The organism is Micromonospora sp. LOL_015, assembly GCF_048060275.1.
GTDB lineage: Bacteria > Actinomycetota > Actinomycetes > Mycobacteriales > Micromonosporaceae > Micromonospora_E.
This window is the reverse complement of the sequence record NZ_JBHMIO010000028.1, coordinates 1-23548: the sequence shown is the minus strand read 5'-3', so window position 1 is coordinate 23548 and position 23548 is coordinate 1. Positions and strand designations below refer to the sequence as shown.

Sequence of the window (23548 nt, the reverse complement as noted above, 5' to 3'; positions counted from 1 at the left end):
GTACGGTCTTGGCATGCCGGCCGACCCGAACTTCCCCGCCCCCCTGAAACTGGACCTCGATTACCTTCAGCAGGTGGTGCTGGAGCTGCTGGACATCCCCAGCCCGTCCGGCCGCACCGACCACGTGCAGCAGTACGTCGGAGAACGGCTGTCCGCTCTCGGCATCCCGTTCACGGTCACCCGGCGGGGCGCGCTCAGCGCCTCGCTGTGCGGGCCACGGACCACCGGCGCGGATCGGGCGATCGTGGTGCACACCGACACGATCGGCGGGATGGTCAAACGGTTGAAGGAGAACGGCCGGCTGGAGCTCAAGCAGATCGGCACCCACAGCGCCCGGTTCGCCGAAGGTGCCCACGTGCGGGTCTACACCGACAGCCTGGACCGGGTGATCACCGGCCAGGTGCTGCCCTTGAAGGCCAGCGGCCACCGCTACAACGAGGATGTCGACCTGCAGGGTGTCGGCTGGGAGCAGGTTGAGGTGCGGGTCGACGAGCCGGTCACCGACATCGCCGGACTCCGCGCGCTCGGCATCGACGTCGGCGACTTCGTAGCGATGCTGCCGGCGCCGACGATCACGTCCAGCGGGTACGTCAAGTCCCGGCATCTGGACGACAAAGCAGGGGTGGCGGCGGTGCTGACCGCGGTGAAGGCCATGGTCGACGCCGGCCAGCAGCCGCCGGTCACCGCCCATCTGCTGATCACCTGCACCGAGGAGGTCGGGCACGGTGCCAGTCACGGCCTCGACCCGGACGTGGCCGAGATCGTCTCGGTCGACGCCGCGGTGGTGGCGCCCGGACAGCAGTCCCGGGAGAACGCCGCGACCCTGGCCATGGGTGACGGCGTCGGTCCGTTCGACTACCACCTGACCCGTAAGTTGGCCGGCCTGGCCGCCGATCACGGCGTCGATCTGGTCCGTGACGTGTTCGACTACTACCGGTCAGACGTGGCGGCGGCGGTCGAGGCCGGCGCGCACGCCCGGGTGGCGCTGCTCGGCTTCGGAGTGGACGCCACCCACGGTCACGAACGCACCCACCTGGACGGGCTGCGTCATCTCACCCAGTTGCTCTGCCTCTACCTGCAGAGCGAGCTGGTGTTCCCGGAGTGGGACGCCGAGCCGGACGGCGACCTGGCCGACTTCCCGTCGCTGGCGGTGCAGCCGGCGCAGGAAGCCGGGCCCCGGGAAGGGCCGATCGGCGTGGCCTGACGCCCGGTCGTCGGTCGGCCTCAGCGCCGGTCGCCGAGCAGGGTGGCCAGCACCGCCGGATCGCTGGCCGACGCGGCCTGGGCCCACGCCTCGTACTGCACCGAGGCATCCAGGCCGGACGAGGCGGCGATCCGGACGCTCTGCTTGACGTGGCGGACCAGATGCGGGTCCAGGTCGGCGTAGCGGCGCGCGGCGGCCAACGCGGCGGCCAGCGGATCGTCGACCACGTCGAGCACCAGACCGAGGTCGTGGGCCCGCGCGGCGTCGAGCATCGCGCCGTCCAACAGGATCTGCATGGCCCGCTGCGGGCCGAGCGCGTCGACCAGGAAGTAGGTGCAGCCGCCGCCGGGGTGCAGGCCGATCCGGGTGAACGTCGCCCCGAACCGGGCCTGGCGACCGGCGATCCGCTGGTCGCAGCACATCGCCAGGTTGAGACCGGCACCCACGGCGGGTCCCTGTACTGCGGCGATGGTCACCAGGTCCAGGTCGCGCACCGCGAGGAAGCTGCGGTAGATCTCCTCCAGGTCGCGGCGGGTCTGGCTGACCGGCCGGATGGGGCCGCCGAAGATCTCGTCGAGGTGCGCGCCCGAGCAGAAGGCGCTGCCGGCGCCGGTGACGACCAGAACCCGGGCGTCGCGGTCGGCGGCGACGATCGACACGGCCTCGGTCAGTTCCCGCTTCATCAGGGCGCCGATCGCGTTACGCCGGTCGGGATCGTCGAGGGTCAGCACCCGCACACCCGGATGGTCGGCGGTACGCAGCGAAACGGTCTGCACGTCAGCTCCTGATCCGGTCGGTGAGGACCCACTGCCATAGGTCGCCACCCTCGGCGACCACCATGTCCAGGGTATGGGACGCCGTGCGGGTGGTGACCGGCTCGTCGCGCCGGGCGAGCAAAGGGCGCCGCGCAGCGCCGACCGGCTCTGCTCCCGCTCCCCCGCCATGGTCGCCACCGCGTACCGCTCGTCGCGGTCCGGGTCGAGCCAGCCGGCCTCGCCGAGCAGCCAGCTCGCCTGCATCGCCTCGTCAGTCGCTTCGTCGGCGCCTGCCTGGCCACCGCCTCGACGACTACATGACCGGCAACCACCGCTCGCACGGGCACCCGATCGCCAAGGGCGCCCGGCTGGACCGGCTGATGGCCGAACCGCTGGGCCGCGCCGACGGCCGGACCCGACTGGACGTCGGTCAGGTCGCCGTGCTGACCGCCTCGTTCGACCACCGGGTCTTCGACGGCGCGTACTGCGCCGCCTTCCTCGGCCGGTCCGGCACCTGGTCGAGTCGGCCGCCGACCAGCGGTAGTCGTCACCACCAGGGGATACGCCGGGCGGGACGGTTCCGTGCCGGTCCGCCCGGCGGTAGGTTCAGACCGAACCTGCGTGACGACGACGTTTCAGGAGAGTTCCGATGAGCCAACACGTCCGGGGTGTGATCTCCCGGAGCACCGGTACGCCGGTCGAGGTCACCATGATCGTCGTACCGGACCCCGGCCCGGGCGAGGCGGTGGTGCGGGTGCAGGCCTGCGGTGTCTGCCACACCGACCTGCACTACCGCGACGGCGGCATCAGCGACGACTACCCGTTCCTACTCGGCCACGAGGCGGCCGGCATCGTCGAACAGGTCGGTGACGGGGTGACCGACGTCGCCCCCGGCGACTTCGTGGTGCTGAACTGGCGGGCCGTCTGCGGCACCTGCCGGGCCTGCGTCCGGGGCCGACCCTGGTACTGCTTCGCCACCCATAACGCCACCCGGAAGATGACACTGACCGACGGCACCGTACTCTCCCCCGCGCTGGGCATCGGCGCCTTCGCCGAGAAGACCCTCGTGCACGCCGGCCAGTGTACCAAGGTGGACGCGGCGGCCCGGCCGGCCGCCGTCGGCCTGCTCGGCTGCGGAGTGATGGCCGGGCTGGGCGCCGCGATCAACACCGGCGGCGTCGGCCGCGGCGACTCCGTCGCGGTCATCGGTTGCGGCGGCGTCGGCGACGGCGCGATCGCCGGGGCCGCCCTGGCCGGTGCGACGACCATCATCGCCGTCGACACCGACCCCCGGAAACTCGACTGGGCGCGCGGCTTCGGCGCCACCCACACCGTGGACGCCCGGCAGACCGACGCGGTCGAACGGATCCAAGAACTCACCGGCGGGTTCGGCGCCGATGTCGTCATCGACGCCGTCGGCCGCCCAGAAACCTGGAAACAGGCGTTCTACGCCCGGGACCTGGCCGGCACCGTCGTCCTGGTCGGCGTACCGACCCCGCAGATGCGCGTCGAACTGCCGCTGCTGGACGTGTTCGGTCGCGGCGGCGCGCTCAAATCCAGCTGGTACGGCGACTGTCTGCCGTCGCGCGACTTTCCGATGCTGACCGAACTGTACCGGCAGGGCCGGCTCGACCTCGACGCCTTCGTCACCGAGGAGATCCCGCTCGACCAGGTCGAGCAAGCCTTCGGCAAGATGCACCACGGCGACGTGCTCCGCTCGGTGGTGGTGTTCTGATGACCGCCCGGATCGACCACACCGTCACGTCCGGGACGTTCTCCCTGGACGGGGAGACCTTCGATGTCGACAACAACGTCTGGGTTGTCGGCGACGACACCGAATGCGTGGTGATCGACGCCCCGCACGACGTCGAGGCGATCCGCGCCGTCATCGGCGCGCGTACCGTCCGGGCGATCGTCGCGACCCACGCCCACGACGACCACGTACGGGTCGCGGCGCGCCTGGCCGACGAGACCGGCGCGCCGGTGCTGCTGCACCCGGCCGACCGGGTGCTCTGGGACCAGGTCCACCCGCAGCGGCCCCCGGACGCCGCACTGGCCGACGGGCAGCAGCTCACCGTCGGTGGCACCACGCTGCGGGTCCTGCACACCCCCGGGCACAGCCCCGGTGCCTGCTGCCTGTCCGCGCCCGAGCTGGGCGTGGCGTTCACCGGCGACACGCTGTTCGCCGGCGGCCCGGGAGCCACCGGCCGCTCCTACAGCGACTTCGGCACGATCCTTGCGTCCATCCGCGACCGGCTGTTCACCCTGCCGGACGACACGATCGTGCACACCGGACACGGCGACAGCACCACGATCGGCGCCGAACGGCCGCACCTCGACGAGTGGATCGCCCGCGGCCACTGATTGGCCACTCCGCGACCGGGCCGGCGGGGCACCGGGAATCCCGGTCAGTTCGCCGTCGACGGCGGCGTCCGGCGCCCGCTGCAGCATCCCGCCGGAGAACTCGTGCGGGTACGCCCAGGCCCGGGACCGGGCGTTCGGCACGCCGACCAGGTCGAGCAGTTCGACCGCCCGGTCGGCGGCCGTCCGGCGGGACAGCCCCCGGTGCCGGCGCACCGACTCGACGATCTGCTCGCCGATGGTGAACGCCGGGTGCAGGTGGTGCTCTTGCCGCAGCCCGACTCCCCGACCAGCCCTACGGTCTCACCTGCGGCCACCTCGATCGACACCTTGTGAACGAGGTCGGTCCAGCCGCCGGCGGCGCTACCCACCGCGACGGTGAGGTCGGTGACCGGCGAGCACGTTCGTGGCCAGCACGGTCAAGGTGATCACCGCGCCGGGGGCGACCGCCAGCCACCAGGCGGTGTCGATGTACGGCAGCGCCCGGCCGAGCAGCGCGCCCCAGCTCGCGTCCGGCGGCTGGACACCGAGCCCGAGGAAACTCAGACCGGCCTCAGCGAGCATGGCGAACCCACTGGCCACCGCCACCTGCACGACGACCGGGCCGATCACGCCGATCGCCGGCAGCAGCACCGCGAGTAGCCCGGTCGGCACTCCGAAGCCGACCCCGACCGCAGTCGCACGCGCCGGGTTCAGCTCGGCGGATGCCGCGAGACCATCAGGACTGGCGGACGAACGCCGCCGCCGACTCTGTCCGGGACAGGGCACGAGGGATCAGCTGATCGCTCGTAGCTGCCGGCCGGACTGCCGCCCCGAGTCCGTCATTGCGGCGACCAGGTCCTCGCGGGCCCGAGCGACCCGGGACCGGATCGTCCCGACCGGGCAGCCGCAGACCTCGGCGGCCTCGGCGTAGCTCAACCCGAGCATCTGGGTCGCCACGAACGCCTCCCGGCGGTCGGCGGCCAGGCCGACCAGCAGCTGACGCAGCGCCACGGCTTCTTCGAAGCGTGGGCCGGCGACCGCGGCCTCGGCCACCGCCTGCCAGTCGGCCAGGTCGGCGACCCGGGGCCGTACCACGACGGCGCGGATATGGTCGACGGCGACCCGCCGGGCGATGGACAGCAACCAGGTACGCGCGCTGGAGCGCCCAGCGAAGCGCGGCAACGACCGCATCGCCCGGAGGAACGTCTCCTGGGCGAGGTCCTCCGCCTCGGTGTTGTCCACCAGATGGGTGAGGAACCTCTGCACCTGACCTTGGGTGGCCCGGACGAACGACGTGGCGGCCGCCCGGTCACCGTCGCGGGCTGCGAGGGCCCAACGGGTGATCTGGGCGTCGTCCGGTGCGGCGTGCGGCATGCCTGAAGAGTATCCGGGAAGCCTCCCCCCGCCATAGTCCACCCACCGGGGTGGTGCCTGCCCTGCCGGCGCTACCCCGGTGGGAACCGTCCCGGCCGACGGGCCGACTATTGACATGTGGGGTGCGTGGACTTTCGTGAGCTGCTGTCGGCCGAACTCGACGGGGAAACTGACGCCGCCGAGTCGGCTGCGGCGCGGGACCATCTGACCGGCTGCGCCGGGTGCCGATCCTGGTACGCCGACGCCGACATGGTCACCGACCTCGCCCGGCGTACCGGCCCGGAACCGGTCGGCACCGTCGACGAGTCGGTGCTCGACGCGCTCGCGCCACCCCGACGGCTGACCGCGGCCCGGGTCGCCCTGCTGCTGCGGTACGCCCTCGGCGTGCTCGGAATCGCGCAGTTCCTGCTCGGTGCCGCCCAGATCGGCGGCGTCGCCGACGGCCATCTGCATGTGCCCGATCCGGTCGGTGGAACTGCCCCCAACCACCTGTGGCACGAGTCTGCGGCCTGGAACGTCGCACTCGGCGCCGGCTTCGTGTGGATCGCCGTCCGGCGCACCCGGCCGGCCGGGATGCTGCCGACCCTGACCGCGTTCGTCGCGGTACTGGCACTGCTGTCGGTCAACGACGTGATCACCGGGCGGGTCGACTATCCGCGGCTGCTCAGCCACGGCCTGGTCGTCGCCGGATATCTGCTCATCCTGACGCTGCGCCGACGCGGCGGCGACCCGGACACGTCACCGGGGGACGCTGGCCGCACCCGATCACGCTGGCGCGTCGAACTTGACGACGAGCCACCAGCGACCAGCCCGACACCATTGCGGGTGGTCCGGGGTGGCGCGGCCAGCATCCGCCGGGACCGGGCGGCCTGATCCGTCGGCCCGGTGCCGTTGATCTGACAACCCGGCCGGTCAACCTCCGCTCCCGCTGGCGGGACATGGTGACGACGAAACAGCCTCCGGCTTCGTCCGGGAGCATCCGCAACGACACCACCGTCCAGTACCGGCCAGGGAGCAGTCATGCCGGCCACCCCGCCCGCCGAGCGCCCGACGAACGCCCAGATCGTCAGCCGGTACCTCGCCGGAGCGCCGATCAGGCGCATCGCCGCTGAGCTCGGCGTGTCGTACAGCTACGTGCACCGGCGACTGCACTTCTCGGGCGTACCCATCCGCGGTCGCGGCGGACGCCGCCCGGATCCGACCGTCCATGCTGACCGTACGCCTGAGTCTCAGGACAGCGTCACAGGCGCTGATCAGGACACACTGGACTAGGTCACGACGCATACGGTTAATCGTCTTGCCTGGGTCCTAGACTGACGGATGCACCTCCTCCGCCTCCAAGATGACCACAAGGTCACCGATCACATTGGCCAGAGAGCCACCATGGTTGACTGCCGAATCCGGCTGGGTCCGCCAGGCCGGTTCGTCGCGGAAGGTGCCAGCAAGTGTCCGCTTCACCGCTACACGACCAGGGAGACATTGGTGACTTCCCGCAGCCGACGAGAGCACATACTCCACCGGGCTGGCGCACTGTTCGCCAGCCGAGGCGTCGCCGGCACGACCGTCCGCGAGATCGCCGACGACGTGGGCATCCTGTCCGGTAGCCTCTACCACCACTTCGAATCCAAAGAGGCGATGGTCGACGAGATCATCTCCAGCTACCTCGCCGACCTACGCGCCCGCTACCAGCAGATCCTCGACGGGCCGGACGGGCCGGACGACCAGCTGCGGCAACTCATCCGGGCCTCGCTCGAGTGCGCCGCCAGCCACCCGCACGCCACTGAGATCTACCAGAACGACGCGAACTACCTGCGTGGCCTGCCCCGGTTCGGCTATCTCAAGGGCGTGGCCAAGGAGGTGGAGAGCGTCTGGCTCACCGTCATCGACGCCGGACGCCGGGACGGCACCCTGCGCTCCGACATCGACCCGAAAACCTTCTACCGGCTCACCCGCGATGCGGTTTGGCTCACCGTGCGATGGTTCAGGCCGGGCGGCAAGTACTCGCTGAACCGGCTCATCACCGACTGCACCACCCTCTTCTTGGACGGCATCGCCGCACGCCGCTGATCAGCGGCGCTACGGCCGGCCCGGCGATGCGCCGCAGTTTACTGGGTGGTTGAGCAACGCTCCCGCCCAACCGCTGCGCCTCAGCCGCCGGTCGGCCGGTCCAGCTCTGACGCTCCACTGCAGACATTCTCGTTGGTAAGTAGCTGATGGACGTTCACGTCCGCTGGGCGGGGGCGTGCACACAGTCCCTATGGCATCCTAGGAGGCTGGGTTAGCTTCCGTGCCCGCCGCTGCCGTACGCGCCCGCCCCCTCGGTACCGCGCGGCCAACCACCTCCCGCCCGGCCGGCGTCAGCCACCCACGAAACGTCACGGAGAGTCGCCCGACCACTTCGTCGTGGGCGGCGTTGGTCGCACGATCGACCATCGGCCGAGTACATCGGTGCACGCCACCGGCGAGATCACAGCGGTTCGGGGAAACGCGACAGTGCATGAGCCTCGAATGCGTGTTCACACCGAGTCATGTCGATCCGGTCCTCGGCAACACGGCGGGAGCTTACGATATCCGGCGGGAGCGCCCGACATCTTCCCTGATCGTCAGAAGACGACGCGACTCGGCATCCCCCACCTCCTGGTCCGCAATATCCGAATAGGCACCAGGCATCGACCCCTGCCGCGCCCGGTCATCGGGGAAGTATCGTCGGCCGAGCAACGTTACGACCTGTCCCGGCGATCAGAGGCAGTTTCCAATAATGCGGTACGAGCTCCGGTGAGCGGCACGGGCCGCAGCTCGCGCCTGCCACCAACCGGCACGGCGGGCACCGTGACGGCGTACCGACGAGGTGATCCGATCTGGATCCACCGTACCGGGGCCTGGCGGCCCGGAGTGGTGCTCAACTTGTCCGACACCGCGGTCACCGTCCGGTACCGGGTCACCGGCGCGGAGGGCACCGGCGTGGACACCGTGGTGCTCGGCCGCCCCGAACTCGCGCCCCGCGCCGACCGGCGGCCACCGCCCGAACCAGTGCGTGCCGCCCGAGCGGCGAGGCCCGCGACCGGGCCGGGCCCACCGAACGGCCGCACCATGACACCGACCTGCCGACCGGAACGCGATCCGCCCCGGCGTCCCCAGCGCCAACCGGCGGCACGCGTCCGGCCTCAGCCGGCCGGTCGACCCGCCCCTCCAGCCAGCGGGCCCATGGTCGATCGACGGGTCTCCGACGGCGTGGTCGAGCTGCGGGTCCTGGTCCGATCGCCGGGTGGCCGGCCTGCCGAACTACCGCTGCGCTGTGCCGTGGACCGGCGTACCGGCACGGTCGCGCTGCGGCTACCCGACGGCCGCACCGGACAGTTCGACCTCACCTTGGCGCGGGCGGCCAGCATGATCCTGCATGAAGCGGTACTGGCCTGTCTCGACCCGCAGGAGCTGCGTCTCTGGATTCAACGGTGACCACGAGCGGTATCCGCGCCGCTGTGCTGATCCGCGGCGATGACCAGCTGCGCCCGACCCGGTTCTGCCGAGGTCACCGTCACGGTCAGCGAACCGACCCCCGCCGTCTGCCCGACCGGGATGTAATAGGGCTGTCCGGCGTAGACCACGGTCACCGATCCGGCGGCAAGATCCCGGAATTCCATCTGGTGATCGAGAATCTCCACGCTTGCAGTTTCGGTTGTCTTGACGGCGACCGTACAACTGTTATTTCGGCATTTCGCGCTGGTCGCGCTGCAGGCAGACAGACACAGCAGCAGAACAAGGAGGACCCCGGCATGTCGGGCCGTTCGTGACGGGCGCATGCCATCGACGATCACATCTGTCCGCAGCGAACGGACCCGGCCGCCCCGTAGATGGCACTTTACCGGGAGACGGCCGGGCGATCAGCCGACGACGAGCAGCAGGACGACGCTCAGCACGGACCCGACCACGCCGACCAAGCCGATCACGATCGCTGCCAGCGCCCTGCCCCGCTGGTCTGGAACCCGTCGACCCGGACCCGCCAGCGCGATCGCTGCGACAGCCGGTACCGCGCCAGCGCCGTAGCAGGCGGCGAACGGCAGCGACGCGACGGCCATAACCAACGCAGCAGAGGTACGCCGGGCTCGGGACCGGTCGGCGACGGACGAACCGACGACCGGCGTACCAGGGTCCCAGTCGAACCGCCGTGGCAGATCGGCCAGTTGCGCAACGAGCTCCCCCGACGTTGTCGCCGCAGTCGCCTCAACCAGCCGCCGCTCGTACTCGGTGAGGTCCAGATAGCCCTCACCGAGCGCCTGGGCGAGCAGCTCGATGACGTGGTTGCGCTGCGCGTCACCGACCCGCTCGTCACCGACCCGCTTGCTGACCCCGTCGCCGCCTTCCACCGTGTTTCCGAGGCTACCCCATCTGACGGTCTCCGCAGGTCACGCTGGACCAGCGGGCCGAAATCCCCCATCATGACTACGTTCGGTACGCGATGCAGTCGTGGCGCCCCTCCGGGTATGGCGCAGACCGGATTCCTCTTCCTTCAGGAAGAGGACGTCAAGGGGGTCCGTCGGCATGACGCCCAGGGGTGGCAGGACCTGGCCGCTGCTGTTGGTCGCGGTCGCACTCGCCGCGCTCGGCGCGGCCACCGGCGGGATGCTGGCCCTGGCGTACCGTCCCATCGGGCTGGCGTATCTGGACGTGCTGACCCGTTGCCCGCCCTCGGCCAGCGACCAGACGATGTGCCTGACCGAGGTGACCTGGGCCGTCGGCGCCCTGATGACCTCCGGGGCGGCGATCGCGCTCGGCAGTGGTCTGGCCGGGACGCTGGTCACGACGGTACGCGCCCAACACTGGATCGCCCGGTTACCCCCGGCCCATCCGATGGCCGAGGCGCGTTTCGAGGAACTCTGCCGGCAGCACAGCTTGGTCGGTTCCCACCGGCCTCGGTTGCGGATCGGCGGCCATCGGACGGACAGCATCGCCGGTCCCGGCCAGCGGACGGCGGTCGTGCTGCCGGCGGCGGCGGTCCGACAGCCGTTGGTTCCGGTGGTGTTCGACCCGCTCGTCCGCGCCGAACTGGACCGGATCACCTCCGGCCGGAGCACTCGCCGCGCCATGCTGCGCGGCTGGCCGTGGCTACTGGCCTCGGTGAGCGCCGCACTGGCCGCAGCGGCCGCGTTCACCGGGTTAGGGCCCGGCACGCTTGCCGGGTCGACGGCCCGCGTGCTGCTGCTGGCCGCCGCCGTCGCCGTCCTGACTGTCGGATTGCGCCGCGGCCCGGGCGGGACGCGCGGCGCCCGGGCTGCGGTCTGGTGCGCCGTGCCAGCCGCCGGGGTGATCGCCGGTGCGGGGGGCCAGGCCGGGGCGTCCGTCCTGTGGCACCTGGCACCCGCCGCGGGAGATTGGCTGGTCGCCGGCGCCGCACTGGCACCCGCTCTGCTGGTCCTGGCCGGCCTGCTGCCGGCGCTGACCGCTGGACGGCCCAGCGCGGCCGGATCCTGGGGCACAGCTGCCGTCCCGGCGATGTTGGCGGGAGTAGTCGCCGGTCTGCTCGCCTTCCCGGTGGACACCGCGGCCGCGCCGAATCTCGCCGCACCGCTGCTGGTCCAGCCGTCGCCCGCCGTCCCGGACAGCGGATCCGACCCGGACCACGCCCGCCGTGCCCGTCCGGATGGCCCGAGGACCGCCGGTCCCGTCCCGATCGACACGACCGCGGCGGACCGGGTCGCCCGAGCCGTCGAGCTCGTGCTCGGCCCGGCGTGGCGGGCGGATCCGCTCCCGGCACCACCACCGGCTGGGAGTCGACCGGCCGGCTGTCAGCCGTCGATCGTCAACGACTATCTGCGCCGGGCGGCCGCCGGACGTACCGGGCGGGGCGTGGCGCGCTACGCGACGCTTGCACCGGGCGGCGGTGGGCTCGGCAGGACCACCCTGCAGATCGACGTCGTGTCGTACCGGCCGGACGCGATGTCCTCGACGCGGCCGGTGGAGATGGTCTTCGCCGCAGTCGAACGGGCCGGCGCGGCCTGTCGTGAGTTCACCGACCGACGATCCGGGCTACGGGTCCAGTCGCTGCCCCGCGCGGCACCGGCCGTCGGCGATCGCGCCTGGCGGATGGACCTGGTACGGACGCTTGGCCGCGGTGCCGGACGGGTCACCGCGACGACCGCACTGGCTGTCATACAGGTCGACACCACGCTGGTCGTGGTGTCGATGACCGCGTCGCTGGCCGTCGTCGACGGGGAGCTGTTCGAGCAGGCCATGCGGCGGACGGTGGCCGCGCTGGTGGCCGAGCGGTGAGCCGGGTCCAGCCTGTCGACGGCTCCAGCCTGTCGAGTCGGGTACGTCACCCGGTCAGGGCGTCACCGGGACGGTCAGTCGCCAGGCGTCGATGATCTGCACCGGCCGCATGCCCTCGGAAAGGTACAGGCACAGCGCCAGCCGCCGGGGGTCGGTATCGACGTGCAGGAAGGTGCCCCGCCGCTGGTCGGCGACGTCGGCGGCGAACGCCCGGCGCAGCAGCAGGCGACCCAGGCCACGCCCCTGCCATCAAGGGTCGGACCGCGAGCAGCCGCATGTAGCCGCTCTGCTCGTCGGCTACGAAGGCATGCGACCGCAACACAATCGCGGCCGGGACGCCGTCAAGGTATGCGACCTCACCCAGCGACCAGTCGTGGTCACTGTGCGACTCGAGATGCCGGACCCAGTCAGGGTAGGCCTTGGCCGCGAAACCGAAGTGGTCGGCGAAGGCGGCCTGGTGCACCGTCGATGCCTGGTGACGGACCTCGAAATCGTCGCCGGTGCTGCGGATCCGCACAGCGTCGGGTTCCCCGGGGTCAGCCATCGGGCTCGCCGCGTCGTGCGGGACGAATAATCGGTTCAACACGGTCGCCACCGAGAAGCCGAGCTCAGTGCGCCGTCCGGCCGTGGCGGCGTCCTCCCGGTAGCAGCCGACGTCCAGCACGGCCCGGGAATGGCCCAGTTCGGCGGCGATCGCGACGTCGGGCCTGGTACCAGAGCCAGTCGCCGACCGCCGGCTCGGTGTCGAGATGGTACGCATCGATGTCGACGGTGTCGCTGCTCCCCTTGCGGCACGCCCAACCCCAGCCAACCGTCACGCTACCCGGGTCCTGCACCAGCCAACCGTCCCGCGTCGGGTCGGCCGATGACCGCGGTGTTGCAGGTGGAGGGGCGCTGACCCGGTCTCAGCTCGTCGGGGCGCGTTCCCGCGCCCGGGCCGCCAGTGCCACCGGCATCGGACGACCTGCCATCCGGACGGCACGGTAGAACATCGCCCGCCGAGGTGCCACGAGCTCGGTGCGGTAGCCGCCGGACCGGACCAGACCGGCCGCCGCCACCTCGACCATCCGCTGCGGCTGGTTCAGCAGCCGCCGGACCACCTCGGCCAATGTCGCCGAGTCCCCGGTGCCGACCAGACAGTCCGCCTCGAACAGATCCGGCGGGCCCACCGCCGCGACGGCGACCACCGGCAGGCCCCGGGCCATCGCCTCGACCACTACTGGGGAGTGCGCGCCGGCGGGAGTCGGCGACACGAACACGTCGGCGGCGTCCAGCCAGGACCGGATCTCGGTAGCGGGACGCTCACCCGCGATGACGACCCGGTCGGTCAGTCCCAGCCGGGCCGCACGGCGTTCCAGCTGCGGCCGGGACCGGCCGTCGCCCAGGTGGACCAGGTCGGCCCGGATGCCGTCGTCTGCCAGCCGACGCATCGCCGTCAGGACGACGTCGACGCCGTGCCGGGAGCGGTCGAGCGTCCCGGCCGAGATCAGCGTCACCGGGCCGCCGGACGCCACCGGTTCGCGTGGCTCGCAGACGAACGCGTCGGCCCGCAGGTCGACGTCCGGATAGTCGGCGGCGATGGTGTGCGGACCCGGCGGGCATCGCAGCTGCAGCGATGTTCCGGTGGTGTAGGCCACGGCGATGGCGTCCCGGCACTGCTCCAGCAGCTGGCGCGCCGCCCGGTGAGCGCGCCAGCGACGCACCGGGTACGTCGCCACCGGGCCGTCGAACATGTCCTGCGGGTCTGCCACGACCTCGACCGCGTAGCCACGGTGCGAGCGCCGCAGGATCGGTGCGAGCAGGTTGGCGGCTGGTGACGGACTCCGCAGGATGACGGCGTCGACGTCGTCTACCCCGTACCGCAACGACCTGCGCAGCGCCGCACGACCCGGCAGCAGGCTGCGGGGCCCACGACCGCACGGCAGCGGCCAGACTTCCACTCCCGCGCCGTCCACCCGGCAGGCCCCGGTCGGCGGTAGCGGTACGTCGGTGACCTCAGCGAGCAGTCGGACCCGGTCGAAGGCAGACAGGTACCGGGCCCAGAAGCCGTGCGCCGGCCCGATCACGGTCCACACGGCACCGTCCGGTGTGCGTTGGAACCGGCTCTGGGTACTGACCGCGACGGTGCCCATCGCGGAACCTGGCAAGTTCTCCACTGTGCTCCCTACAGGGCGGTCGTCAGAGTCAGCCGCCGGCGCGGCACCGGCTGGCCCCCGCCGGCCGTCTCGACCAGGTCGGCCACCGCCCGGGCGCAGTCACCGCTGTCGAACCGCCGCTGGATGTGTTCCCGTGCCGCCGGTGAACGCCGGGCGAGTTGACCGGACCGGAGCTCCGCGTGTGCGCCGCGCAGCGCGGCGGCGAGCGCCTCGACGTCACCGGTCGGGACCACCCAACCGCTGTCCCGGTTGACTGTCTCCGGCAGTCCGCCGGCGTCGGACACGACACAGGGCACCCCGCACGCTCCGGCTTCCAGCGCCGCTCCGTGGTTCTCCGACCGCGACGGGCTGACGCTGACATCAGCCGCAGCGTAATACTGCCGTACGTCGATGACGCCGGCGAACCAGTCGACGGTCGGATCGGCCGTCACGTCGAAACGTCGTAGCAGGTCCTGCCGGTGCTCCTCACCGGACGTGTCCCAACCCCCACCGACCAGGATCAGCCGGGAGCGGGGACAGTCCTGGGCGAACGACCGCCACGCCGCGAGTAGCACGTCGTGACCCTTGATACCGGTTCCCCGGTGCACCATCGACTTGGGTGCGTACACGTACGCCACCATGACCGCCACGAAGACGTCTGCCGGTAGACCCAGCCGGCGACGCGCGGCGGCCCGGGTGGCGGCGTCCGGCGGGCGGAACAGCCGGGTGTCCACCCCGTACGGCACCGCCGCCAGCGCGTCACCACGACTGCCGATCGACCGGTAGAGGTCGGCGGTGTGCGTGCTGCCGGCGATCACGAGGTCGTCCAGCCGGGCCAGGAGGCGCTCCGCAGTGCGGATCGGCGCCGACTCCAGAAAGAGCGGACCGGGCACCATGAAGACCCTGACGACGTCGAGCCCGAGCAGGCTCAACCGGACCGCCAGCGCCGCGTGGTAGTGGTGGTAGTGCACCACGTCCGGCCGCAGGCGACGCAGCAGCCGACGTAGCGACAACAGCTGCATGGCCGTCGCCAACGTCGGGCGGAACCGAAACCGGAACGGCGAGTCGATCATCGGCACCCCGGCCCGGTGCAACTGTTCGCGCAACCGGCCCGGACCGGCAGGCAGCACGACCGTCACCTCGTTGCCGCGCCGACGCAGCTCCTCGACCTGGGGCACGATCCACCGGCCGCCCTCGGCTGTCTTGAGTATCACGACCACCCGCATGTCTGACGCCTCCCTCGATACCGGCGGCACCCGTCGCGACCGCCAACGGACCTTCATCGCGCGGGCACCCCCCTGACCACCGCGCCGGGCAGCACGTCACGCACGACACACGCGCCGGCGCCGACCGTGGCTGCGGCACCGACCCGGCGGCCCTGAAGAATCGCCGCAGTCGTCCCCACCAGGACGGCTTCGTGCAACGTGCAGGATCCGGAGACAGCCGCCAGCGGTCCGACCAAGCCGTAGTCCGCGACGGTCGTATCGTGGCCGACCACGCCGTTCTGGTTGATGTGCACGTGCCGGCCGAGTGTCACGTTGGTGGTCACTCGGGCACCGGCGAACAGCACCGAACCCGCGCCGATCCGGCTATCCAGACCGACCGTGGCGCTGGGATGGATCAAGGTGGCGGCAACCAGCGGTTCCGCCGCCGGCCGGGCAGCGTCGATCCGCCGGCCTACCGCCCGGCGGTACGCCGGCAGGCCGATCCCGATCACGTACGCCGGCGGGTCGCCCTGCCCGGTCAGCCAGTCCACGGCGCCGAGCAGCACGGCACCGAGCCGGTCGAGGCGGTCCTTGTTGGCCGGGCTGGGATCGTCGTCGACGAATCCGATCACCCGCCACGCCGGTGCCGGACCGGCCCGGTTGACGGCTTCGACGATGCCGAACACCTCACGGCCGTGCCCACCGCAGCCGACGATCACCAGGTCCCGAACGCTCATCGGCCGATCCGGTGTCCGTCGAGGAACGCCTCGATCGCCGCGAGCACCCGGCCGATCTGCTCGTCGGTCAACGACGAGCCGCTCGGCAGGGCCAATCCGGTCGCGAAGAGCCGGTCCGCCGCCCCGGTGAGGATCCGCGGCGCGGCAGCGAAGACCGGCTGCCGGTGCATCGGTTTCCAGACCGGCCGGGTCTCGATCCTCCGATCAGCGAGGTAGCGGCCCAAATCGGCGGCGTCCCAGCCAGCCTCGGCCGGTTCCACGATGATCACCGTGAGCCAGGCGTTGCTGCCGAGGTCCGCCTCGTCATCGAGATCGCCGAGCAGGCGTACCCCCGGAACGCCGGCGAAGGTCTTCGCGTACCGCTGACGGGTCTCCCTGCGGTGCGCGACCATCGAGTCGAGACGGTGCAGTTGTGCCCGGCCCAGCGCGGCGAGCAGGTTACTCAGCCGGTAGTTGTAGCCGATGTCGGTGTGTTCGTAGTGGGCCACCGGCTGGCGTGCCTGGCTGGCCAGGTATCGGCACCGGTGGGCGATCGCCTCGTCGTCGGTGACCACCATCCCACCCCCCGAGGTCGTCATGATCTTGTTTCCGTTGAAGGAAAAGACCCCGGCCTGGCCGAAGCCGCCGGCGGGACGACCGCGCAGGCCGGCACCGAGCGCCTCCGCCGCGTCTTCCACGACCGGCAGGCCGTACGCCGCGCACAACGGGATGATCTCGTCGTAGTCGGCGCAGCGGCCGAACATGTCGACCGGCACCACCGCGCGTACCGGCGGCTGACCGGGCTCCCGCCGGGTCAGCGCTTCGGCCAGCAGATCGACGTCGACGTTGCCGGTCCGTGGATCGCAGTCGACGAAGACCGGCTGGGCACCGGTGTAGACGATGGCGTTCGCGGTGGCGACGAAGGTCAGGGTGGGTACCGCCACCGCCTGGCCCTGCCCCACTCCGAGGGCCAGCAGGGCCAGATGCAGACCGGCGGTCGCCGAGTTGACCGCGACTGCGTGAGCGGCCCCGACGCGCCGGGCCAGCTCCTGCTCGAAGGCGTCCACCTCCGGGCCGGACGGGGCTACCCAGCCGGAGCGCAACGCCCGGACCAGGAACTCCTCCTCGATCGGGCCGACGTCCGGCGGAGACAGGTAGATCTGCCGGGTCATCGCGCGGCTCCGGCGAAATGTTCAGGTCGCGGGCTACCCTGACCTGGTCGTGGCCGGGTCGGTGGCCGGGTCGGTGGCCGCGACCGATTGGCCGACGCGGTCCGGCGGCCGGTCGCGGAGACATCGGATTGGCTGGCGTTGATGACCACTGATCGGTTCACCATCCTGTTCGTGTGCCGGGCGAACATTTGCCGCTCGCCGCTTGCTGAACGGCTGACCCGGTACGCCGTGCAGACCCGGTTGGGCGCGGACCGGGCCGATGTCGCCGCGTACAGCGCCGGCATCGAAGCGCTGACCGGCCGGCCGATGCATCCGTATACCGAGCAGGTCCTGCGAGAACGCCAGGCGGATCCGGACGGGTTCGCCAGCCGGCAGGTGAATGCCGCCATGCTGGCCCGCGCGGATCTGGTGCTGACCGCCAGCCGCCGGCACCGGGCGTACTGCGTCGCGCTGGCCCCGGCCGCGCTGACCCACACCTTCACCGTCCGCCAGTTCGGACGGCTGGCCCAAGCCGCAGCCCTGCCGTCGACGATCCCGCCGTCGGATGTCGCGGGCCGGGCCAGATCGCTGGTAGCCGCAGCAGCGGCTGCCCGCAGCCGGGTCCAGCCGGTCTCCGCCGAGCAGGACGACCTCGCCGACCCGGTGCTGCTGCCGGTGAAAGACTTCCGGTTCTGCGGCGGCCAGATCGACCAGACCGTCGACATCCTGCTGGACATCATCACGAAGTCTTGACCGCAACGCCGACGTCGGCCGACGTCTGCTCCTCGGCTACCTCGGCACCGCTTGGTCCCGGGACCGCCTGACGTTGGCGGGCCGGGCCCACCGCGCTCGCGGACCGATGCCGACGACCGTGCTCGTGGTAGTAGTTGTAGGCACCACTGCGGTGCGGCACCATGTTCAACACGCAGCCGAGCAGCCGAGCGTCCACCGCGCGCAGCGCGGCGACCGCCGCGCGCAGGTGCGTCTCGGTGGTCTTGGCGCATTGCGCCACCACGATCACGCCGTCCACCTGAGCGGCGAGCGGCGCGGCGTCGGTGACCGGCACCAGCGGCGCGGTGTCCAAGATGACCATGTCGAAACGCGCCTGCAACGTCGTGAGCAGATCCGCCATCTGCTGTGAGCCGAGCAACTCGCTCGGATTCGGCGGGATGGAGCCACTGGGCAGCAGCGTCATCCCGCTGTCCCCCCATGGTTGCAGTACGTCGTCGAGCTCGGCCTGCCCGGCGAGCACGTTCGTCAGCCCGACCGCACCCTCCATATTCAGGTAGGAGGCCGCCTGGGGGCGGCGCAAATCCGCCTCCATCAACAGCACCGAGGTGCCTGCCTCGGCGAAGGTCAATGCCAGGTTCGCCGCGGTGGTGGTCTTGCCCTCCTCGGACATCGCACTGGTCACCACCAGGCTGCGCACCGGCATGTCGACGTCGGCGAACTGCAGGTTGGTCCGCAGTTGGCGGAACGCCTCGGCCCGCGCCGAGTGCGCCTGCCGGCCGATGATCAGCGGGTCGCGCCGGGCCGCGTTGTCGAACGGGATCGTGCCGAGCACCCCGGCCGCGGTGACGTCGCGCATCTGATCGACCGTGCGCACGGTATTGTCGAGCATCCCGCGCAGCAGTGCCAGGCCGACCCCGCTGAGCAGCCCGAGGAACAGGCCCAGGCTGATGTTGCGCACCGGTTGCGGCGAGACCGGCACCGGGTTGAGCAGCGGGCCGGCGATCACCTCGACCTTGATCGCCGGCCGGTCGGCGCCCGGGGAGGTCTCCAGTTGCTGGACCAGGCGGACGAACTCAGCGACGATCGCCTCGGCGACCTGCTCCGAACGGTTCGGCGAGCTGTCGGTCACCGTCGCCTGTAGCAGGACCGTATCCGGCACCGGGCGGGCGCTGACCCGCGACTGCACCTCCCCGGCGGTCAGGCCGAGACTGTGCCGGTTGACCACGGTCTCGGCGAGCCGGCTGCTGGTGAGCAGGCCGCTGTAGGACTTGACCCGCTGCTGGGAGAAGAGTCCGCCCTGGTATGCGTCGGTCACCCCCTGGCTGCTGGAGGTGGAGACAAAGAAGGTGACCGAGGTGGCGTACTGCGGGGTGGTCCGGACATTGATCAGCACGGCGGCGCCGACCGCGACGGTCACGGCGGCGAGTACCCAGAACCATCGCTTCCGCACCGCGTCGAAGTAGTCACGCAGTTCCATCGGTACGGCCTCCCAAAGATACTGCTCCGTCATGGTCAGCACCATCTTGTACCAATCTGCACTGGCAACAGGGGTTTTCTGGTCAAATAGTGTCATTGCCACGCTACCCATCCGGAGTGAACAAGACCGCAGGCACCGCCGGCCGTACCCGGCGGAGGCCCGTACGCCGACTGAACGGGGCTGGAATGCAGACATCGACCCGAGCCGCTGACACCACCACCCGCCGCAACCGGGAACGCGCCGTCGCACCGATGTGGCTGGTGGACCTCGGCGCCTGGTGCGCCGGCCTGATCGTCGCCGTCTGGACCCGCTACGAGTTCGCCCTCGCCGGAACACACCTCAACGGTCTGCTCCTGGTCGCGCTGGCCGCGATCGTGCTGCACACGGTGGCCGGTCACCTCAACTACCTGTACCGGGACCGGTACCGGCTGGGCAGCTTCGACGAGGTGTGGGCGGTATCCCGCTGCGTGCTGGCCACCATGGTCCTGCTGCTGCTGCTCGACCTCGTCGCACCACAACGGCCGGTGCCGGCCAGCGCACCGCTGGTCGGTGGCTGCCTGGCCCTCGTCCAGATGCTCGGCGTCCGGTACCTGCGCCGGCTGCACCGGCAACGGCGCCGTCGACCCGCCGGCCGAAACATCCAGCGGGTGCTGCTGTTCGGTGCCGGCGCCGCCGGCCAGTCGCTGCTCCGGGCGATGCTGGACGAGCCGAGCGGGCGGTACCTGCCGGTGGGGCTGCTCGACGACGACCCGGCGAAACGGCAGCTACGGCTCAGCGGGGTACCGGTACTGGGCAGCCGACAAGACATCCCGGCCGTCGCCGCCCGTACCGGTGCCACCACCGTCGTCGCCGCGGTCGCCAACGCCGACGCCGCGCTGATCCGGGAAGTACGCCACCTCGCGAACCAGGCCGGTGCCCGGTTCAAAGTGGTCCCGTCGGTCGGCGAACTGCTGGAGAACGAGCCGGCCGTCACCGACCTGCGCGACCCCGACTTCAGTGACCTGCTCGGTCGGCACCAGATCGAGACCGACCTCGACTCGATCGCCGGCTATCTGACCGGCAAACGGGTGCTGGTCACCGGGGCCGGCGGCTCGATCGGCTCCGAGCTGTGCCGACAGATCCAGCGGTTCCAGCCCGGTGAGCTGATGATGCTCGACCGCGACGAGTCCGCGCTGCACGCCGTACAACTGTCGTTGCGCGGCCGGGCACTGCTGGACAGCCCGGACCTGATCCTCGCCGATCTGCGCGACAGCGACACGATCCGGCAGATCATGCGCGCCCGTCGCCCCGAGGTGGTCTTCCACGCCGCCGCGCTCAAACATCTCACGCTGCTGGAACGTCACCCGGGTGAGGCTGTGAAGACCAACGTGTGGAGCACCCAGACCCTGTTGGAGGCCGCATCCGGTGTGGAGCGTTTTGTGAACATCTCCACCGACAAGGCCGCCGACCCGACCAGTGTGCTCGGCTTCTCCAAGCGGATCACCGAGCGGCTCACCGCCTTCGCGGCCAACGCCAACCAGGGTACGTTCCTCAGTGTCCGGTTTGGCAACGTGCTCGGCAGCCGCGGCTCGGTGCTGCACGCGTTCCTCGCCCAGGCGGCGGCAGGCAAGCCGATCACCGTCACCGACCCGGATGTGACCCGGTACTTCATGACCATCCAGGAAGCGGTGCAACTGGTCATCCAGGCAGCCGCGATCGGCCGCGGCGGCGAGTCACTGGTGCTCGACATGGGTGATCCGGTACGGATCGCCGACGTCGCCCGCAGCATCGCCGAGCAGTACGACAACCCGGTCAGGATCATCTACACCGGGCTGCGCCCTGGCGAGAAGCTGCACGAGGACCTGATCGGTACCGGCGAGCCGGACAACCGGCCACTGCACCCGCTGATCTCCCAGGTCCCGGTGCCGGCGCTGGACCCGGTGCACGTGCACCTGCTCGACCCGTACGGCCGGCCGGACGATCTCGTCGACGAGCTGGCCGCGCTCTGCTCGCCGCACCGGCCGGTACTCAATGCACGGCGGCAGCGGGGCACCGAGCGGGCCGCGGTGGGCTGCCCGGACAGCGCCGCCGGCCAACCGGCGTTGGACGAGCCGACCGGCGCACCGATGGCCAGCAACAACGGGTCCTCCCCAACGGTCTGACCATCGGCCGGTCAGGCCGCCGCCGGTGGATTGGATGGCGGGTCGGCCATCGTGGCTGACAGATGCAGGGACAGCTCCTGCACCAGGTCGTCCATGCTCTGTCCGATCTGCCCCGGACCAACGTGAGCGCCGACTCGGCGAACGCGAGGCGGTCGCCGCCACCTCATGACAAGACGATTGGGCTGTCTGCCGAGCTGGTGGCGGCGAATCGGGCCGCGACGCCGCTCCAGTCGATCAGATCCCACAGGCGGTCGAGGTAGTCCGGACGAACATCGCGGTACTACAGGTAGTAGGCGTGCTTCCAGGCGCTACCGCAGTAGCAACTACACCTCAACTGCGTCAATGCCGGGTCACCTCGACGCGCCCGGCCCGATCGTCGTCCAGACCGCCTCCACCTCGCCACCGCGTACCGCCGTCACCTCGCCAAGGCCGGCGAACACCATGCAGACGTGGTTCGGAACCACCTGCACCCGCTGCCCGACCGTGAGCGGACTCGGCTGCCCAGGCCCGGCCCACCGCAGCCAACCGTGCTCCTCGGAAAGCCGGTCGATCCGCCACCCGGGCAACCCCACCAGCAGCCCGTGGCCGCCATAGGCATCGAGATGCGCCGATGCTGGCAGCCCGTCCTGGCCGAACGTCTTCGACCCCGCGTCGATGCAGGCACGGTGCGGCTCCGGATGACTGACCACGGTGGCGAGGACCCGCACCGCGCAGGTCGCAACGGTGGCATTGCCGAGCGCGATCTGCCCCAGGTCGTTGAAGGCGTAGATGCCGGGCCGGATCTCAGTCACCCCGGGCTCGGCCACCACGGTCCGGGCGGAAGCGGAAGCACCTAGCGACACCGTCGACAGGGTCAGCCCGGCCGACCGGATCGCGGCCGCGGTATCCACCATGACATCGGCCGCCTCCTGTGACCGCCGGGTCAGATCCGCACGGTCAGTCGCCGCGTACACCGATCCCTCGTACGTCATCACCCCGGTCAACCGAACGCCGGGCAGCTCGGCGATGTCCCAGGCGATCCGCGCGGCATCCGCCGGCGCCACCCCACACCGACCCAGACCACTGTCGACAATCAGCAGTACGTCCAACAGCCGTCCGGCAGCGGCAAACGCCTCCCCCAGCGTCCGGGCACCGGCGACGCTGTCCGCGCCGACGGTCAGCTCACAGCGCTGCGCCAACCGTACGGCGCGTTCGGCCTTGTCCCGGCCGACCAGCGGATAGGCCACTGTCATCCGGGTCACCCCGGCCGCGGCGAACGCCTCGGCCTCACCAAGCTTCGCCACACAGATGCCGTCCGCCCCACGATCCAGCTGCATCGACGCAAGCCGAGGCACCCGGTGGGTCTTGGCATGCGGCCGCAACCCCACCTGATGCAGTTGGCACAGTCCAGCCATCTCGTCGAGGTTGCGCTCCAAGACGTCGAGGTCGAGCAGCAGATTGGGAGTCTCCAGGCCGGCCGGCACGGCGAACAGGTCCGGCGTAGCGGTCTGCGGTCGGGTATGGGTGGTCACGGCGTCTCCGGCAGTCGTCGTCGCGGTACGAGCGTATCCGTCGCCCATCCTGCCGTACCGCGATGGTCATGCGACGACCCCGCAACGTGGTGTCGCGCTCACCCGCGCGTACCGGCCAGCGGCCAGTACGGTCGGTAGTCGTCGAGCTGGGTGTCGTGCCCAACCGGAGCGTTGCTGCCGACGTGCTCGTGCCGGCCGATCCGCACCCCGGTCTCGGAATCGAGCCGGGCCAGGCCACAGCACCGTGGGGGTCCGAGATCGGCATCCTGGCAGACCGCCACCGTGCCACGACCCGTGCAGCCGAGCACCTTGTGCGCACCCGCTGCCTCGGCGGTGGCCAGGGTTTCGCCGACTTGACCCCGCATCCGTCGAGAGCCGGCATACCCCAGATCCTTCGGACCCGAAACGGACCAGCGGCGCTTGTCCTCCGACGCGAGTCGCCACAAGTCGGACATCACTCGGGTCCATCCGGTGCTACGGCGACGGCCTGGATCTCGATGAGCAGGTGCGGGTGCGGCAGTTGGTGCACGGCGACGG

At 71.0% G+C, this 23548-nt stretch carries 24 protein-coding genes and 1 pseudogene; 11 read left to right on the top strand and 14 right to left on the bottom strand.

Translation table 11 applies throughout. The features are described 5' to 3' along the window. Positions 1-13: 13 nt before the first annotated feature. Entirely contained in the window at positions 14-1204 is a 1191-nt protein-coding gene (locus tag ACFHWU_RS20700) for an osmoprotectant NAGGN system M42 family peptidase (protein ID WP_416555902.1), read from the top strand. 20 nt (positions 1205-1224) lie between these two features. On the opposite strand, the gene ACFHWU_RS20695 is transcribed toward ACFHWU_RS20700, so the two are convergent. Beyond that, positions 1225-2223, bottom strand: coding sequence for an enoyl-CoA hydratase (locus ACFHWU_RS20695; RefSeq protein ID WP_416591341.1), 999 nt, complete (start codon positions 2221-2223; stop codon positions 1225-1227). A 53-nt stretch (positions 2224-2276) separates the two neighbouring features. On the opposite strand from ACFHWU_RS20695, the gene ACFHWU_RS20690 reads away from it, so the two are divergent. From ACFHWU_RS20690 to ACFHWU_RS20680, 3 genes are read left to right on the top strand one after another with little or no spacing between them, the layout of a single operon-like run. Next, on the top strand, positions 2277-2612 hold the full coding sequence (locus ACFHWU_RS20690; RefSeq protein WP_416591340.1) for a hypothetical protein: 336 nt from the start codon (positions 2277-2279) through the stop codon (positions 2610-2612). Then, positions 2609-3694: an S-(hydroxymethyl)mycothiol dehydrogenase gene (locus ACFHWU_RS20685; RefSeq protein ID WP_416591339.1), complete on the top strand. Its 1086-nt coding sequence runs from the start codon at positions 2609-2611 to the stop codon at positions 3692-3694. The genes ACFHWU_RS20690 and ACFHWU_RS20685 overlap by 4 nt, the downstream gene beginning before the upstream one ends. Next, positions 3694-4323, top strand: coding sequence for an MBL fold metallo-hydrolase (locus tag ACFHWU_RS20680; protein ID WP_416555898.1), 630 nt, complete (start codon positions 3694-3696; stop codon positions 4321-4323). The genes ACFHWU_RS20685 and ACFHWU_RS20680 overlap by 1 nt, the downstream gene beginning before the upstream one ends. Positions 4324-4367: 44 nt before the next feature. Here the strand turns inward: ACFHWU_RS20680 and ACFHWU_RS20675 are convergent, their stop codons facing one another. The 3 genes from ACFHWU_RS20675 to ACFHWU_RS20665 all read right to left on the bottom strand — a co-directional run bounded on the left by ACFHWU_RS20675 (position 4368) and on the right by ACFHWU_RS20665 (position 5676). Then, on the bottom strand, positions 4368-4637 hold the full coding sequence (locus ACFHWU_RS20675; protein WP_416568687.1) for a hypothetical protein: 270 nt from the start codon (positions 4635-4637) through the stop codon (positions 4368-4370). A gap of 46 nt (positions 4638-4683) precedes the next feature. After that, positions 4684-4974, bottom strand: coding sequence for a hypothetical protein (locus tag ACFHWU_RS20670; protein WP_416555897.1), 291 nt, complete (start codon positions 4972-4974; stop codon positions 4684-4686). Positions 4975-5094: 120 nt separating this feature from the next. Further along, complete coding sequence (locus ACFHWU_RS20665) at positions 5095-5676, bottom strand: sigma-70 family RNA polymerase sigma factor (RefSeq protein ID WP_416591338.1); 582 nt, start codon at positions 5674-5676, stop codon at positions 5095-5097. A 126-nt stretch (positions 5677-5802) separates the two neighbouring features. On the opposite strand from ACFHWU_RS20665, the gene ACFHWU_RS20660 reads away from it, so the two are divergent. The 4 genes from ACFHWU_RS20660 to ACFHWU_RS20645 all read left to right on the top strand — a co-directional run bounded on the left by ACFHWU_RS20660 (position 5803) and on the right by ACFHWU_RS20645 (position 9132). Beyond that, on the top strand, positions 5803-6549 hold the full coding sequence (locus ACFHWU_RS20660; protein ID WP_416555895.1) for a zf-HC2 domain-containing protein: 747 nt from the start codon (positions 5803-5805) through the stop codon (positions 6547-6549). A 147-nt stretch (positions 6550-6696) separates the two neighbouring features. Continuing rightward, the gene (locus ACFHWU_RS20655; protein ID WP_416555894.1) at positions 6697-6948 is read left to right on the top strand and encodes a helix-turn-helix domain-containing protein; all 252 of its coding nucleotides are present in this window, start codon (positions 6697-6699) and stop codon (positions 6946-6948) included. A 210-nt stretch (positions 6949-7158) separates the two neighbouring features. Beyond that, positions 7159-7743, top strand: coding sequence for a TetR/AcrR family transcriptional regulator (locus tag ACFHWU_RS20650; protein ID WP_158632114.1), 585 nt, complete (start codon positions 7159-7161; stop codon positions 7741-7743). A 1137-nt stretch (positions 7744-8880) separates the two neighbouring features. Continuing rightward, positions 8881-9132, top strand: coding sequence for a hypothetical protein (locus ACFHWU_RS20645; protein WP_416568644.1), 252 nt, complete (start codon positions 8881-8883; stop codon positions 9130-9132). On the opposite strand, the gene ACFHWU_RS20640 is transcribed toward ACFHWU_RS20645, so the two are convergent. Together ACFHWU_RS20640 and ACFHWU_RS20635 are read right to left on the bottom strand one after the other, a co-directional pair. After that, positions 9123-9476, bottom strand: coding sequence for a hypothetical protein (locus ACFHWU_RS20640; RefSeq protein WP_416591337.1), 354 nt, complete (start codon positions 9474-9476; stop codon positions 9123-9125). The genes ACFHWU_RS20645 and ACFHWU_RS20640 overlap by 10 nt on opposite strands. 81 nt (positions 9477-9557) lie before the next feature. Then, positions 9558-10040, bottom strand: a complete 483-nt coding sequence (locus ACFHWU_RS20635; RefSeq protein WP_416555891.1) for a DUF1707 SHOCT-like domain-containing protein — start codon at positions 10038-10040, stop codon at positions 9558-9560. 175 nt (positions 10041-10215) lie between these two features. On the opposite strand from ACFHWU_RS20635, the gene ACFHWU_RS20630 reads away from it, so the two are divergent. After that, positions 10216-11943, top strand: coding sequence for a hypothetical protein (locus ACFHWU_RS20630; protein WP_416591336.1), 1728 nt, complete (start codon positions 10216-10218; stop codon positions 11941-11943). A 905-nt stretch (positions 11944-12848) separates the two neighbouring features. Here the strand turns inward: ACFHWU_RS20630 and ACFHWU_RS20625 are convergent. From ACFHWU_RS20625 to ACFHWU_RS20610, 4 genes are read right to left on the bottom strand one after another with little or no spacing between them, the layout of a single operon-like run. Continuing rightward, positions 12849-14099, bottom strand: a complete 1251-nt coding sequence (locus tag ACFHWU_RS20625; protein WP_416591335.1) for a glycosyltransferase family 4 protein — start codon at positions 14097-14099, stop codon at positions 12849-12851. Between the two features lie 8 nt (positions 14100-14107). Beyond that, positions 14108-15304 carry a glycosyltransferase gene (locus tag ACFHWU_RS20620; protein ID WP_416591334.1) on the bottom strand — a complete coding sequence of 399 codons (1197 nt, stop codon included), beginning with the start codon at positions 15302-15304 and terminating at the stop codon, positions 14108-14110. 53 nt (positions 15305-15357) lie between these two features. Further along, positions 15358-16020 carry a NeuD/PglB/VioB family sugar acetyltransferase gene (locus ACFHWU_RS20615; protein ID WP_416591333.1) on the bottom strand — a complete coding sequence of 221 codons (663 nt, stop codon included), beginning with the start codon at positions 16018-16020 and terminating at the stop codon, positions 15358-15360. Further along, positions 16017-17171, bottom strand: a complete 1155-nt coding sequence (locus tag ACFHWU_RS20610; RefSeq protein WP_416591332.1) for a DegT/DnrJ/EryC1/StrS family aminotransferase — start codon at positions 17169-17171, stop codon at positions 16017-16019. Before ACFHWU_RS20610 ends, ACFHWU_RS20615 begins: the two co-directional genes overlap by 4 nt. 141 nt (positions 17172-17312) lie before the next feature. Here ACFHWU_RS20610 and ACFHWU_RS20605 point away from each other — a divergent pair, with 141 nt between their 5' ends. Further along, a complete protein-coding gene (locus ACFHWU_RS20605) occupies positions 17313-17903 on the top strand; it encodes a low molecular weight phosphatase family protein (protein WP_416591331.1) in 591 nt (196 codons plus the stop codon). On the opposite strand, the gene ACFHWU_RS20600 is transcribed toward ACFHWU_RS20605, so the two are convergent. Then, complete coding sequence (locus tag ACFHWU_RS20600; RefSeq protein WP_416591330.1) at positions 17890-19392, bottom strand: polysaccharide biosynthesis tyrosine autokinase; 1503 nt, start codon at positions 19390-19392, stop codon at positions 17890-17892. The genes ACFHWU_RS20605 and ACFHWU_RS20600 overlap by 14 nt on opposite strands. A 152-nt stretch (positions 19393-19544) precedes the next feature. Between ACFHWU_RS20600 and ACFHWU_RS20595 the strand changes: the two genes are divergently transcribed. Beyond that, entirely contained in the window at positions 19545-21500 is a 1956-nt protein-coding gene (locus tag ACFHWU_RS20595; RefSeq protein ID WP_416591329.1) for a polysaccharide biosynthesis protein, read from the top strand. A 350-nt stretch (positions 21501-21850) separates the two neighbouring features. Here ACFHWU_RS20595 and ACFHWU_RS20590 read toward each other — a convergent pair whose 3' ends face one another. The 3 genes and pseudogenes from ACFHWU_RS20590 to ACFHWU_RS20580 all read right to left on the bottom strand — a co-directional run. Then, complete coding sequence (locus tag ACFHWU_RS20590; RefSeq protein ID WP_416555879.1) at positions 21851-23011, bottom strand: alanine racemase; 1161 nt, start codon at positions 23009-23011, stop codon at positions 21851-21853. Positions 23012-23109: 98 nt separating this feature from the next. Next, complete coding sequence (locus tag ACFHWU_RS20585) at positions 23110-23376, bottom strand: hypothetical protein (RefSeq protein ID WP_416591328.1); 267 nt, start codon at positions 23374-23376, stop codon at positions 23110-23112. Between the two features lie 89 nt (positions 23377-23465). Continuing rightward, positions 23466-23548: pseudogene (locus ACFHWU_RS20580) on the bottom strand (RidA family protein); the annotation flags it as partial.